10 protein-coding genes, 1 pseudogene and 1 riboswitch are annotated in these 13,227 nt (G+C 70.4%); of the genes and pseudogenes, 7 read left to right on the forward strand and 4 right to left on the reverse strand.

Translation table 11 applies throughout. The annotated features are described in order from the left end of the window. Positions 1-66 precede the first annotated feature (66 nt). Together fahA and ACWDA7_RS10940 are read right to left on the reverse strand one after the other, a co-directional pair. Positions 67-1,281: a fumarylacetoacetase gene (fahA, locus tag ACWDA7_RS10935; RefSeq protein WP_450603800.1), complete on the reverse strand. Its 1,215-nt coding sequence runs from the start codon at positions 1,279-1,281 to the stop codon at positions 67-69. A 342-nt stretch (positions 1,282-1,623) separates the two neighbouring features. Continuing rightward, entirely contained in the window at positions 1,624-2,844 is a 1,221-nt protein-coding gene (locus ACWDA7_RS10940) for an RNA-guided endonuclease InsQ/TnpB family protein (RefSeq protein WP_450603801.1), read from the reverse strand. A 347-nt stretch (positions 2,845-3,191) separates the two neighbouring features. Between ACWDA7_RS10940 and ACWDA7_RS10945 the strand changes: the two genes are divergently transcribed. Beyond that, entirely contained in the window at positions 3,192-4,049 is an 858-nt protein-coding gene (locus tag ACWDA7_RS10945) for an HAD family hydrolase (protein ID WP_450603802.1), read from the forward strand. A gap of 13 nt (positions 4,050-4,062) precedes the next feature. On the opposite strand, the gene ACWDA7_RS10950 is transcribed toward ACWDA7_RS10945, so the two are convergent. Together ACWDA7_RS10950 and ACWDA7_RS10955 are read right to left on the reverse strand one after the other, a co-directional pair. Further along, complete coding sequence (locus ACWDA7_RS10950; protein ID WP_450603842.1) at positions 4,063-4,551, reverse strand: transglycosylase SLT domain-containing protein; 489 nt, start codon at positions 4,549-4,551, stop codon at positions 4,063-4,065. A 19-nt stretch (positions 4,552-4,570) separates the two neighbouring features. After that, positions 4,571-4,739: riboswitch (cyclic di-AMP (ydaO/yuaA leader) on the reverse strand. Between the two features lie 372 nt (positions 4,740-5,111). Beyond that, positions 5,112-7,106 (reverse strand): CocE/NonD family hydrolase, encoded by a 1,995-nt coding sequence (locus ACWDA7_RS10955; protein ID WP_450603803.1) that lies wholly within the window; start codon positions 7,104-7,106, stop codon positions 5,112-5,114. A gap of 453 nt (positions 7,107-7,559) precedes the next feature. Between ACWDA7_RS10955 and ACWDA7_RS10960 the strand changes: the two genes are divergently transcribed. The 6 genes and pseudogenes from ACWDA7_RS10960 (at position 7,560) to ACWDA7_RS10985 (ending at position 13,227) form a co-directional block, all read left to right on the forward strand. Beyond that, positions 7,560-8,570: a polyprenyl synthetase family protein gene (locus ACWDA7_RS10960; protein ID WP_450603805.1), complete on the forward strand. Its 1,011-nt coding sequence runs from the start codon at positions 7,560-7,562 to the stop codon at positions 8,568-8,570. A 218-nt stretch (positions 8,571-8,788) separates the two neighbouring features. After that, positions 8,789-9,309 (forward strand): annotated as a pseudogene (locus tag ACWDA7_RS10965) (CHRD domain-containing protein); the annotation flags it as partial. Positions 9,310-9,426: 117 nt separating this feature from the next. After that, positions 9,427-9,810 (forward strand): DUF3455 domain-containing protein, encoded by a 384-nt coding sequence (locus ACWDA7_RS10970; protein WP_450603843.1) that lies wholly within the window; start codon positions 9,427-9,429, stop codon positions 9,808-9,810. Positions 9,811-10,094: 284 nt separating this feature from the next. Continuing rightward, positions 10,095-11,330 (forward strand): LolA family protein, encoded by a 1,236-nt coding sequence (locus ACWDA7_RS10975; RefSeq protein WP_450603806.1) that lies wholly within the window; start codon positions 10,095-10,097, stop codon positions 11,328-11,330. 30 nt (positions 11,331-11,360) lie between these two features. Continuing rightward, complete coding sequence (locus ACWDA7_RS10980) at positions 11,361-12,344, forward strand: ABC transporter ATP-binding protein (RefSeq protein WP_450603807.1); 984 nt, start codon at positions 11,361-11,363, stop codon at positions 12,342-12,344. Continuing rightward, a complete protein-coding gene (locus tag ACWDA7_RS10985) occupies positions 12,331-13,227 on the forward strand; it encodes an ABC transporter permease (protein WP_450603808.1) in 897 nt (298 codons plus the stop codon). The genes ACWDA7_RS10980 and ACWDA7_RS10985 overlap by 14 nt, the downstream gene beginning before the upstream one ends.

Below are 13,227 nucleotides of genomic sequence, written 5' to 3' on the forward strand. Positions count from 1 at the left end.
CGGCCACAGCGCCCGCACCGTGGCCCCCAGCAGCGTCTCCTGCCCGCTCTCCGGGATGCCGCCGGCTCAGCTGCTCGGTACCACCCGGCCTGACACCTCTCCGAGGCCCACCCGCGTCCCGTCCGGCCCCGGTGCCCACGCCGTCATCGTCACCACGTCCCCGTCCTCCAGGAACGTCCGCTTGCCGTCCGGGAGTTCGAGCGGGTCCCGCCCGTTCCAGGTCAGCTCCAGGAGTGAGCCGCGCTCGCCCTCGGCCGTGCCGCTCACGGTGCCCGACCCGTACAGGTCGCCCGTCCGCAGCGACGCGCCGTTCACCGTCATGTGCGCCAACTGCTGCGCCGCCGTCCAATACATGGTCGAGAACGGCGGTTCGGAGATCACATGGCCGTTGACCGCCACGGACATGTGCAGGTCGTAGCCCGCCGGTTCGTCCTGTGAGTCGTCGAGGTACGGCAACAGGGTGTGCGTGCGCTCCGGCGGCGCCACCCGTGCCTGCTCCAGCGCGTCCAGCGGGGTGAGCCACGCCGAGACGGAGGTGGCGAACGACTTGCCGAGGAACGGTCCGAGCGGCACGTACTCCCAGGACTGAATGTCCCGCGCCGACCAGTCGTTGAGGAGGCAGAGACCGAACACATGGTCGCGGAAGCCGGACAGCGGGACCGGCCGGCCCATCTGCGACGGCACACCCACCACGAATCCCACCTCGGCCTCGATGTCCAGGCGGACGGAGGGCCCGAAGACCGGCACCGGGTCCGTGGTCGCCTTGCGCTGGCCCTGCGGACGGACGACATCGGTGCCGGACACCACCACCGTGCCCGATCGGCCGTGGTAACCGATGGGCAGGTGCTTCCAGTTGGAGGGCAGCGAGTCGGGCGCGTCGGGGCGGAAGATCCGGCCGACATTGCGGGCGTGGTTCTCGGAGGCGTAGAAGTCGACGTAGTCCGCCACCTCGAAGGGCAGATGCAGGGTGACCTCGGAGAGCGGGCGCAGAAGGGGTTCGACGGTCTCCCGGTGCGCGGGCACCATCACCCACGCCGTCAGCGCCCGGCGCACGTCCGACCAGGCGGTGCGCCCCGCCGCCAGCAGCGGGCCGAGCGACGGCCGCGCCAGCAGGGCGGCGTAAGGGGAGCCCAGTGCCAGCGCCGCGGCGCCCGCGTCCAGTACGTGGTCGCCCAGACGGACGCCGACGCTCCGATCGTCCGAGCCGATGGGCGAGAACACGCCGTAGGGCAGATTGTGCGGGCCGAAGGGGTCGCCCTCGGGGAGGTCGAAGGGGGGCATCTGATGCTGCCTCGCTTTCGTGCACTTCTGGTGTGCCGGGCATGGGAAATGTGTTCCATGTGGTCGCCGCACACGTTACGGGGGAGTCGCCTGTCTGGGCAGTGTCGAAGTGTTCGCTATGTCCGAATAGGTCTTGTCGGAGCAGTCAATTCCGGCTTGGCGTCCTTCAGGGATATGGACGGGGTGGGGCCGGTCCATAGGGGGACACGTGGGGGACCCGTGGCCGACAGGGCCGGCAGTGTGCCGTTCGACGCGGACCGCGACGTACCGGGGCTCATATTGAAGGCTTCCCTCCCTGGGAGGGGATTGTCCACCCTCCAGGGCTGAGCGGGGATTTACGGCTCAGGCTGCCGCCTGGGCCAGCGGCCCCGGCGGTCTTACGCCCTCGACACCGTCCGGGTTCCAACCTGCCCGGACCAGCATCACGCGGGCGGAGTTCTTGTCCCTGGGGGACACGGCTCCGCACACGGTGCAGGCATACGTTCTCATCGAGAGAGGGAGTGCGTGCTTGGTTCTCGCTCCGCACGTTGCGCAGTCCATCGTGGTGTGCGCCGGGTGCACCAGACGCACGTCTCGCGCGTGTTTGCGGCCCATCTCGACCAGGGCACGCTTGGTCGCGGCGATGGCGGCATCGGCCGCCTTGCGGGCCATGGTGGTCTTCGCGAGGAACCTCGGATGGAAGTCCTCCACCGCAACCCCGTCATGGCCGCGCATCACACCCTTGGCCCACTTGCGGCCGGTGTCCTCCCGCTGCCTCGCGATCTTCTTGTGCAACTTCGCTGCCTGCGCTTGCGCCTTCTGGTAGCCGGCGGATGCGGGCTGCCCCTTCGGCCGGCGCCGCCGGGCCATCATCCGCTGGTACCTCGCCAGCCGCTGCGCGGCCCGCTTGCCGTACCCGCCATGCGGGAGGTCATAGGCGTCATCGGTGGTGGTGGCGGTCTCCTTCACACCCCAGTCCACACCCAGGACGCGGCCGGTCTCAAAGAGCGGCTCAACCTGAGCCGGGACAACGAAGGACACGTACCAATGTCCGAGGCTGTCCCGGTACACGCGCACGCTCGACGGGTCCGCGGGCAGCTCCCGCGACCACACCACGCTCACCACGATCCCGCCCGCCAGGTGCACACGACCGTCCTTGATGCGAAAGCCCCGCCGGGTGTAGTTCAGGCTCGGCCGCGCCTGCCGCTTCTTCTTCCACCGGGGCATCCCCGCCCGACGGTGCGCCGCAACCCGGTCCTTGATGTCCTTGAGGGCCTTGGCGCGAGCCTTGGCGAAGTCGCGTATCACCTGCTGCTGAGGCACGCTCGCGCCCTCAGCCAGCCACGGCATCCCCCTGCGGGCCTCGGTCAGCATCTTGTCGAGCTGAGCCGGGCCACACGTCAGCTTCTCGCCTGTTGCCCTGGCCTGCACGTGGACCTGTTTGGACTTGGCCACGCATTCGTTCCAGATCCACCGGCAGCGATCCCACTCGGCTTCGAGTCGGCGCCTGGCCGTGTTCGACAGGCGCACACGGAAGGTGTACCGGGCATGCCCGGCGTCCTTTGTGGCCGCTGCTGTCGTCATGCATCCGAACCTACCCGGGAGGACTGACAGTTGAGAGTTCTTGATCATCGTGGGCGACATCACCGCCGTGCGGGGTCGACACCGGATCGCCCTGACGGCGATCCGGCTACCCCTGCCCTGCTCCGCAGGAGTCCGATTCATCCCCGGCCTGAAGGCCGGCGCATCCTCGGAGGAACCCGGTGAAGAGCTCAACGGCGCGTGGGGCAGGGGGAGTCGAGCCGCCGGTCGCCGTTCCCGGGGGCCGTGACGTGAGGGAGGATATCCGTGCGTGCCGGGCTGCGTGGGATATCGGATGCCGTCCGGTAACCGCCCGAACGCTGAGGTGTTTCCATCCGTATTCTCTGATCATGGCCGCACCCCTCGCTTACTCGCTCATCGCCACTGACCTGGACGGAACGCTGCTGCGTGGTGACGACACGCTCTCCGACCGGTCACGGGCCGCACTGGAACGGGCCACCGCGGTCGGTGCACAGCACCTGGTGGTGACGGGGCGCCCGGCGCCGAGGGTGCGACCGCTGCTCGACGACCTCGGCGGGAGGGGGCTTGCGGTGTGCGGACAGGGCGCGCAGGTGTACGACGCCGGCGCTCAGCGGCTGCTTTTCTCCGTCACCCTGGACCGGGAGTTGGCCGAAACCGCGCTCGGCAAGATCGAGGCCGAGGTGGGGCAGGTGTACGCGGCCGTGGACCAGGACGGAGTGCACGGGCTCACGCTCATCGAGCCCGGCTACCAAATGCCGCATCCCACGCTGCCCGCGGTGCGGGTGGAGCGGCGCGAGGACCTGTGGTGCGAGCCCATCAGCAAGGTGCTGCTGCGCCACCACGCCCTGTCCGACGACGAGTTGGCGACGGTGGCCCGTGGCGTGGTCGGTTCCCTGGCTACGGTCACCATGTCGGGACCCGGCACCGTCGAGCTGCAGCCGAGCGGCGTCACCAAGGCGACGGGGCTCGCGCTGGCCGCCGGTTTCCTGGGCCTGAGCCCGTCAGGGACCATCGCTTTCGGGGACATGCCCAACGACATCCCCATGTTCGACTGGGCGGCGCAGGGCGTCGCCATGGCCAACGCCCACCCGGAACTCAAGGCGGTCGCCGACGAGATCACCACGTCGAACGAGGACGACGGCGTCGCCGTCGTCCTCGAGCGGCTGTTCCCGGCCGCCAGCCCCCGGCCGCCAGCCCCCGGCCGGCGGCTGCCGGTCAGGCGCTGACGGCCCGCGGACCTCAGTAGGCGCTGTTGACGTTGTCGATCGAGCCGTACCGGTGGGCGGCGTAGTTGCACGCGGCCGTGATGTTCGCGACCGGGTCGTAGGGGTCGAAGGGCGTGCCCGACACGTGGTACGTCCGGAAGGTCGGGTCGATGATCTGGAGGAGCCCCTTGGACGGGATGCCCTTGCGGGCGTTGGAGTCCCAGAGGTTGATGGCCTTCGGGTTGCCCGAGGACTCGCGCATCACGTTGCGGTAGATGCCGTTGTACGAGCCGGGGATTCCCTTCTGGGCCATGATCGCGAGCGACTGGCGGATCCAGCCGTCGAGGCTACCGGCGCGGGACGTCACGCTGGCGGCCTTCGTCGGAGCGGCCGGCGTGGCGGCCGAAGCGCAGGTCGCACCCATGATCGGCAGGGCGAGAACCACGGCTCCGGTCCCCGCGGCGGTGAGTGCGCGGCGGATGCGGGTGGCCTTGGAGTTGCGGTCCTGGCGACGTGCGGGCAGGGCGAAAGCGGACATGTGGCATTCCTCTCCGGCGCCTGCGAGGTGAGCTGTCGGGTTCGGGCGGGGAGGTGCCCGGCCGTGTCCTCGGTGTCGAGGCACGGCTTCACCCCAAGCCGCTCCGGCACAGTGTCCGGCCCGGCGACTTACCTGGGTCCCCCGCTCCTGCCGTGGTGGGTCGATGGCTTCTCGAGCGGCGGCAGGATTCGGCGGCCCGCTCGGGTCGAAGGGAAGGTATGCGAGAGCACATGTCGGGAACAAGCCTGGATGTCATGCTCCGACCCGATTGACCATGACATCGGGGAATAAGGGGTGTGATCCTCTTTGTCGAGAGATGCTCAACTTGGCATACGCAAAGGGTGATTGGGTGACCCGCCCGAAAGCCCCCCTCCGACGGGTGCGTGACTCAATTCACTTCGCCCTTACGTGAGGCGCGATTGGCAACTAAGGGGCTAATGTGGCAATTCGGACAGGCGGATGCGCGCACCTCTCCCGCCCGGCATTCCGGCCAATCGGGCATATTGCCCCATAAGGGCTTGAGGTGGCGATCGGATGCCTCGCCTCTATCCCGTTCCGCGGGGGATCCGCTTCTCCCATGTGCGGTGGAACACCACCTCGTAGCCGTCCTTGCAGACGACCTCGTGAGAGGTGACGAAGTCCGTCTCGGTGCAGGTGAGCTCCGCGTGCGTCTCCACCCTCGCGTCCCAGCCCGACTCCGGGCGGTGCAGCCGGACCGACCAGTCGCAGCGGATGCGGGCGGTCAACGGACCCGAGTCCTCGATGGTGTACGCCTCCAGCGCGTCCTCGCTCACTTCGAGGCCGTCGGGATACACGCGCGTGCCGTCCCGGCGCGGGTCGACGACCAGGAGCCACTCGCCCTTCGCCACGTCCCGCACCACCAGGCGCTCCGGGCGGGGTTCGTCGAGCGTGGCCGGATCGCTGACGCCGAGCGGCTCGGACTGCTCCGGTTCCTCGAAGGCGATGTGCGGCCCCTGCTCCCGGGTCCGCACCGGGAGTTCCAGCGAGCTTCCGGCGGGGTCCAGCGTGAAGCCCGCCTCCGAACCGGGCCGGGGCCACGCCCACGGCCAGTACGCGGAGGAGACGGCCAGGCGGATGCGGTGACGGGGCGGGAAGGCATGGCCGACACCGCTCAGTTCGAAGACCACGTCCTCCGTCGTGCCCGGAATCCAGGGGGCGGGCCGATCAGGACCGCGGCGCGCCCACAGGTTCAGGACTCCACGGGTGACCAGTGTCGACGAACCGTCGGGCGCCACATCGCAGAGACGGGCGACCACTTGGCCGCCCGGCACCGGACAGGTCAGCCGCAGCCGCACCCGGGGACGGCCCAGCACCCAGGTCTCCTCGGCGGGTTCGAACTCGAAACACACCGACCTCGCGTCCTCCTCGCGCTGGTCCGGCGGCAGATCGGCGTGGTCGCCACGGGGAGCGAAGCCGCCCGAGTCGAGGCCGGTGTGCATCGGGGACCGGACGGGCACGGACGCGCCCTGGAGTGCGTACGGGACCCGGGTGACGTTCGGCGAGGGCCAGGACGGCTCGCCGACCCAGCGGCCCGGGAGTGCGTCGTAGTGCGTCGCCGGAGGATGCGGGTCGCTGATGTACACCCGCAGCGGCGGCTCGGCCATGACTCCCGTGTCCTCGCCCTTGAGCCAGTGGTCCCACCAGCGCAGCGTCTCCTGGAGGAAACCGATCGCCGGACCCGGCAGCCCGTGATCCGGGTACTGGTGCGACCAGGGCCCGATCAGACCGCGTACGCGATCGGCCGGAAGGTGCTCCACGAGCCCGAGGACGGCGTCCCGGTACGGGTCGTGCCGGCCGCCCACCGCGAGTACGGCCGCCCGGCGGAGCGCACCGTGGTCCTCCCGGATGCCGCCGTGGCCCCAGGGGCCGTCCCACACCGGGTGGGCCGGCCAGGTGTCGACGAGCGGGTCGAGCGCCTCCAGGCGGTCGGCCCAGACGTCCCGCCACACCGTGCCCACATGTGCCGGGTCCGGCGGACGGGCCGCGAGGGCGACCAGGGCCGACGCACGGGCGGGCAGGTCCCCGGCGAGGACGGAACCCCCCAGGTGGTGCAGGTCGTTGTCCAGGCGCTCGTCCCCGGCGCACACCGCGACGACCGCCCCCAGCGGCTCGGGCGCGAGGGCCGCGACCCTGAGCGAGGCGATGCCGCCCAGGCCGATGCCGAACATGCCCACACGGCCGTCGCACCAGGGTTGAGCGGCCAGCCACTCGACGACCTCGACACCGTCGGACAGCCCGGTGGCCGTGTACGCGTCGGCGGGCCGGCCGTCCGAGTTGCCGTGCCCGCGCGCGTCCACCCGTACGGAGACATAGCCGTGCCCCGCGTACCAGGGGTGCCGCTGCCAGTCGCGGAGCGCGGTGGAGTCGGTCAGGCGGCCGGGGAGGTACTCGAGGAGGGCCGGGACCGGCTCGGCGGTCAACGGGCGCCACGCGCGCGCATACAGACGAGTGCCGTCCTGGAGCGGGATCCAGAAATCACCGTGAGCCGTCGCGTGGGGGAAGGACGTACGGATGTGCATGTGCGTACCTCGGCTCCTCGGCGATGTCCGCAGCCGGCTGGGGCGGCGGCGCGGTCGCGGGGCGGTGACCTCCCGTTCACGCGCGGCCGGGTGACGGCGACCGGTGTGTACGGTTCGGGCGCCCGCGACCCGGTGGGGTGCGTCCGGCGGGGTACACGGGAGGACGTGAGGGGGCTGGCACCGGCTGCGAGAGGTTATTTCCGGGTATGTCGATGAAGATGTGTTCATATCACCTGATCAAGAACATACCGTTCGTGATTCGATACCGCCCGGCCTGGAACAGTGGGCGCTCGCGGTGATCGAAACGTGACCGGATACGCTGACTTGAGTGATGGCAACGACAGATCGACAAACTCGGTGAGCCACGTCGACAGACAGCGTCATCGACCGAGTGACCGTGCTTGAGACCGACCGTGTGATCGTCAGCAGACGTCAGCAGACAGGAGACCCCACGTGACCGTCGTCGGGCCGTTCGGGCTGAGCGTGCGGGACCAGGCTCTGGAGGCCGATGTCCAGGCCGGACTGGCCGCTGTCGAGGAGGGGTTGCTGGACGCCACCAAGAGCGAAGTGCCCTTCATCACGGAGGCCGCGCAGCACCTCGTGCACGCGGGCGGCAAGCGTTTCCGGCCGCTGCTCGTGATGCTCGCCGCGCAGTTCGGTGATCCGTACGCGCCCGGCATCGTGCCCTCGGCCGTGGTCGTGGAGCTGACCCATCTCGCCACGCTGTACCACGACGACGTGATGGACGAGGCCGAGGTGCGGCGCGGGGTCGACAGCGCGAACACCCGCTGGGGCAACGCGGTCGCGGTCCTCACCGGTGACTTCCTGTTCGCGAGGGCGTCGCACATCCTGGCCGACCTCGGCCCCGAGGCGGTGCGCATCCAGGCCGAGGCGTTCGAACGGCTGGTCACCGGCCAGATCCTGGAGACGGCCGGCCCCCGGGACGGCCGCGACCCGGTGGACCACTACCTCGACGTGCTCGGCGGCAAGACGAGCTCCCTGGTGGCGGTGGCCTGCCGCTTCGGGGCGATGATGTCGGGTGCCGACGAGACGGTCGTGGACGTGCTGACGCAGTACGGCGAGCGGCTGGGCGTGGCGTTCCAGCTGGCCGACGACGTGCTGGACATCGCCTCGGACTCGCGCGAGTCCGGGAAGACGCCCGGGACGGACCTGCGCGAGGGCATCGCCACGCTGCCGGTCCTGCGCCTGCGTGAGCGCGCGGAGCGTCTGGGGCTGGCCGAGGACATCGCCCTGTGCGAGCTCCTGGACTCGGACCTCACCGACGACGCCCGCCATGCGGAGGCGCTCGCCCGCCTCAGGGTGCATCCCGCGCTGGAGCAGGCCCGCCGCGACACGATCCGCTATGCGGAGGACGCCCGCTCGGCTCTGGTCCCGCTGCCGGAGTGCGGTGCGAAGGCGGCTCTGATGGAGATGTGCGACGCGGTGGTGCACCGAGCGGGCTGACCCGTCGGCGCCGCGCGGCGGTACCGGCGGTCGGTACCGCCCGTCACATCGGGTTCTTGTGACACGCATGGCACATCCGTGACCGTTCCGCCATACCTGCCTGCGGAATGTGAGACAGGTCACATAATTGGATTGAGTCCAGTCTCGGATCGGGTCCGTATCCATGCCCAGAAGCTGACGCAGGGGGCGTCAGCTCGGGTACGGGGAGATTTCCGGACATGCGTACAGGCGCTCCGTTCACCAAGCGCCGCAAGAGCCTGATCATCACCGGCATCGCCGTGGCCGCCGCGGCCTCGGTCGCCGCCGCGATCATCCCGGCCTTCGCCGCCGGGCACGGCCACGCGCGGCACGGCACCGACCATGCCGGGCACGCCGACCAGGCCGTCGTCACCCAGAGCGGCACCCTCACCGGCACCGGCTCCGGCGGCACGATCCTTGTCGCGAGCCTGCGCGGCGCCGACGAGGTGCCCGTCGCCGGCGGCCCCGCGGTGGGTGACAGGGACGGCGCCGCCCTGGAGTTCGTCAGGGTCAAGGCCGACAAGGTCTCCGTCGCCGTCACCTGGCGCGGCACGGTCCGGCCCACCCTGCTCCACATCCACCAGGGCCCAAGGGCGCCAACGGAGGGGTCAAGATCGACTTCAGCAAGCTGCTGGAGAGGGGCGTCAAGGGCCACACCGTCGTCGGAACCGTGAAGGTCACGGACACCGCCCTGCTGTCGCGGCTCAAGAGCGACCCAGGCGCCTTCTACGCCAATCTGCACACCGCCGAATTCCCGGGTGGAGCCGTCCGAGGCCGGCTCCACAACGTCACCACCGCCTTCGACTTCCGCCAAGCGCTGGACAACTTCCAGGCCTCGGTGGTCAAGGGCAAGCAGATCTACGAGTGCAAGCCGGCCGCAGGCGGCGGCTACACCTTCGCCCAGCGCGATGTCGCCGCCCTGCTCGGCGGCGGGATCCTGCACTCCTTCGTGAAACCCAACTCCGGTACGCCCCAGTGGGGCGCCCCCGACCGCAGCGCCGTCACCGGCACGGTTCTGACCAAGACCTTCAACGGGGACAGGAACATCCCCGAGCTCGACCTGAAGACCGGCCGGTCCGGCAGGCACCACGGTCTGCTCGCGGACACCGCGGAGATCCTGCGCCTGAACACGGTGGGCGGCGTGGCGCCGACCGGCTCCTGTACCCCTGGAACCGTCGTGGGCGTCCCCTACCGGGCCGACTACGTCTTCGTGCAGCGCTGAGAACCCGGCGGCTCACGCGTCCCTGAGGGCGGCGCCGGCCCACGACCCCTACGGGTCGCGGCCGGCGCCGCTCCGCCGTGTCATACCCGAGGATTACGCGGACTTGAGTCCGCGGGCTGACGCTTCTTCCCGGCCGATTTGGTCAGATGGAAGACACCACCTCACAGGAGTTCGGGTGAGAATGGGCGGCACAGGGGTGGGCGCACCCTCCGGCGAGAGCGAGACCAGAGCCGGGGAGAGTGCACGGACGGCATGCCGCCGCCGACGACGGAGGTAAGGCACACATGGCACCGTACGAATCCGACGACAGCACACCCGCCGAGGAGGTCGAGGACGTACGCGACGGGCGGCGCACGGCCGCGCGGTACGTCGTCCCGGTGACGGTGGTGGGACTGGCCGCGGCGACCATCGGGCTCGTCCCGGCGTTCGCAGGATCCGGCGACCCCGACCTGCCGAAGATCAGCGCGCAGCAACTCATCGAGAAGATCGCCAAGTCGGACGTCCAGCAGATGTCCGGCACGGTGAAGATCAGCACGGACCTGGGCCTGCCGAACCTCGGCGGTGTGGAGAGCGGCCTGACCTCGGGTGCGCTCTCCGGCGATGCGGCGGGCAAGGACGCATCGGCCGCCGACCCGTCCGCCAAGCTGCTGGAACTGGCTTCCGGCACGCACACCGTGCGGGTCGCCGCCGACGGCCAGGACAAGCAGAAGCTCTCCCTGATCGAGAAGGCCGCCGAGTACAGCGTCATCCGCAACGGCGACAACGTCTGGGCCTACGACAGCGCCTCGAACGAGGCGTACCACTCGACCGGTGCGGGCGGCCACGAGAGCGGCAAGGCGACGCCCGAGGACGTGCCGGCCACGCCGAAGGACCTCACAGAGGAGGCCCTGAAGGCCGCCGACAAGACGACCTCGGTGACGGTCGACGGCACCGCGCAGGTCGCGGGCCGGGACGCGTACAAGCTGCTCGTCAAGCCGAAGCAGTCGGGCACCACGGTCGGCGCGATCAGCATCGCGGTGGACGCGAAGACCGGGCTGCCGCTGAAGTTCACGCTGACCCCGGCGTCGGGCGGCGCGGCCGTGGTGGACGCGGGCTTCACCCAGATCTCGTTCGCCAGGCCGGCCGCGTCGACATTCGACTTCACGCCACCCAAGGGCACGAAGGTCACTCAGGGTGACGACCTGAAGGCGGAGCAGAGGAACGAGCACAAGGCGGAGCCGCAGGGCACCGACGAGCGGCTCGGGCGCGGCGCGGAGCCGAAGACCATCGGCGAGGGCTGGAACGCGATCGTCGTGCTGGACACCGGAAGCAAGGGCGGGGTGCCCTCGGGCCCGTCGTCCGACTCCGGCGCGGTCTCCGGCTTCATGAACTCGCTCGGCGACCACGTCAAGGGCAAGTTCGGCTCGGGCACGGTCTTCTCGACCCGCCTGGTCAACGCGCTGATCACGGACGACGGCAAGGTCTACGCGGGCGCGGTCACCAAGGACGCGCTGGTGAAGGCCGCCGACGCGGGCAAGTAGCACCTACGCACGGCACGAGCTGGAGAGCCCATGGAGGAACTGTCCGCCGCGGATGCGGGGCCGGGCACGGTGAGCGACCGGGACGCCCCGGTCATCGCCACCCGCTCCCTGAGCAAGCGCTTCCGCGGCGGGCAGCTCGCCGTGGACGGACTCGACCTGACCGTCCCGGCGGGCAGCGTCTTCGGCTTCCTCGGGCCGAACGGCTCAGGCAAGACCACCACCATCCGCATGCTGATGGGCCTGATCGAGCCCACCTCGGGCACGGCGCGCGTACTGGGGCGGCCCATGCCCCGCGCCTCGCGCGCCGTGCTCCCGCACATCGGCGCCCTCATCGAGGGCCCGGCTCTCTACGGCTTCTTCTCCGGCCGCGACAACCTCCTGCGGTACGACGCCGCCGACCCCACCGCCGACCCGCGCACCCGGCGCGCACGCGTCGCGGCCGCGCTGGACCGGGTCGGGCTCACCGCCGCGGCGGGCAAGAAGGCGAAGGCGTACTCCCTGGGCATGAAACAGCGCCTCGGGCTCGCGGCCGCGCTGCTGCAGCCCCGCAGGCTCCTGGTCCTGGACGAGCCGACCAACGGCCTCGACCCGCAGGGCATGCGCGAGATCCGTCTGCTGATACGGGAACTGGCCTCGGACGGCACGACCGTCTTCCTCTCCTCCCATCTGCTCGACGAGATCGAGCAGGTCTGCACGCACGCCGCCGTCATGGCACAGGGCCGGCTGATCACGCAGGGTCCGGTGGCGGAGCTGGCCGCCGGGTCGCGCGGGCACCTCGTCGTGACGACCCCGGACGTGGCCGGCGCGGCCCGCGTCCTGAAGGAACAGGGCGTGACCGGCATTGTGGTGGGGGAGGACCGGATCACGGGCGAACCGCCAGACCGCGAACTGGCCGACCTCAACGCCGCGTTGGTCACCGCCGGGATACGCGTCCGCGGCTTCGGCGTGGAACGTGCCTCCCTGGAGGACGCATTCGTGGCACTGACCGGGGAGGGCTTCGATGTCGCAGGCTGAGACGGCCGGGGTCGACCCGCTTCCGCTCGCCCGGAGAACCAGCCGGCTGTGGACGTTCGGTCTGCTGCGCAGCGAGCTGGTGACCACGTTTCGGCGCTGGCGCACGCTCGCCCTGCTCGCCGTGCTGGCCGGTGTGCCGATCCTGGTCGGGATCGCCGTCAAGCTCGAGACCGGCGACGGTTCAGGCGCCGGCGGACGGGGCGGTGGGGGCGGGCCGGCGTTCATCTCGCAGATCACCAACAACGGCCTGTTCCTGGTGTTCACCGCGCTCGCCGCCACGCTCCCGTTCTTTCTGCCGATGGCGATCGGCGTGATCGCGGGCGACGCGATCGCGGGTGAGGCGGGCTCCGGAACACTGCGCTACCTCCTGGTCGCGCCCGCCGGCCGTACCCGGCTGCTGCTGGTCAAGTACGCGACCACGATCGCCTTCTGCCTGGTCGCCACGCTCGTCGTCGCGGTCTTCGCGTTCGCGGTGGGCGCCCTGCTCTTCCCGCTCGGCGATCTGACGACCATTTCGGGCACCCGTATCAGCTTCGCCGAGGGGCTGGGCCGCGCCCTGCTGATCGCCCTGGTCGTCGCCGCCTCCCTGATCGGGGTCGCGGCCCTGGGCCTGTTCATCTCGACCCTGACCAACAGCGGCATCGCGGCGATGGCGACCACCGTCGGACTGCTGATCACGGTCCAGATCCTCGACCAGATACCGCAGTTGCACGCGCTGCAGCCGTACTTCTTCTCGCACTACTGGCTGTCCTTCGCGGACCTCATGCGGGATCCGGTCTACTGGGACGACCTCATCCGCAACCTCGGCGTCCAGGCCCTGTACGCGGCCGTGTTCGGCTCGGCGGCATGGGCGCGCTTCACGACGAAGGACATCACCGCGTAG

The sequence above is a fragment of the Streptomyces sp. NPDC001156 genome, from assembly GCF_053598275.1.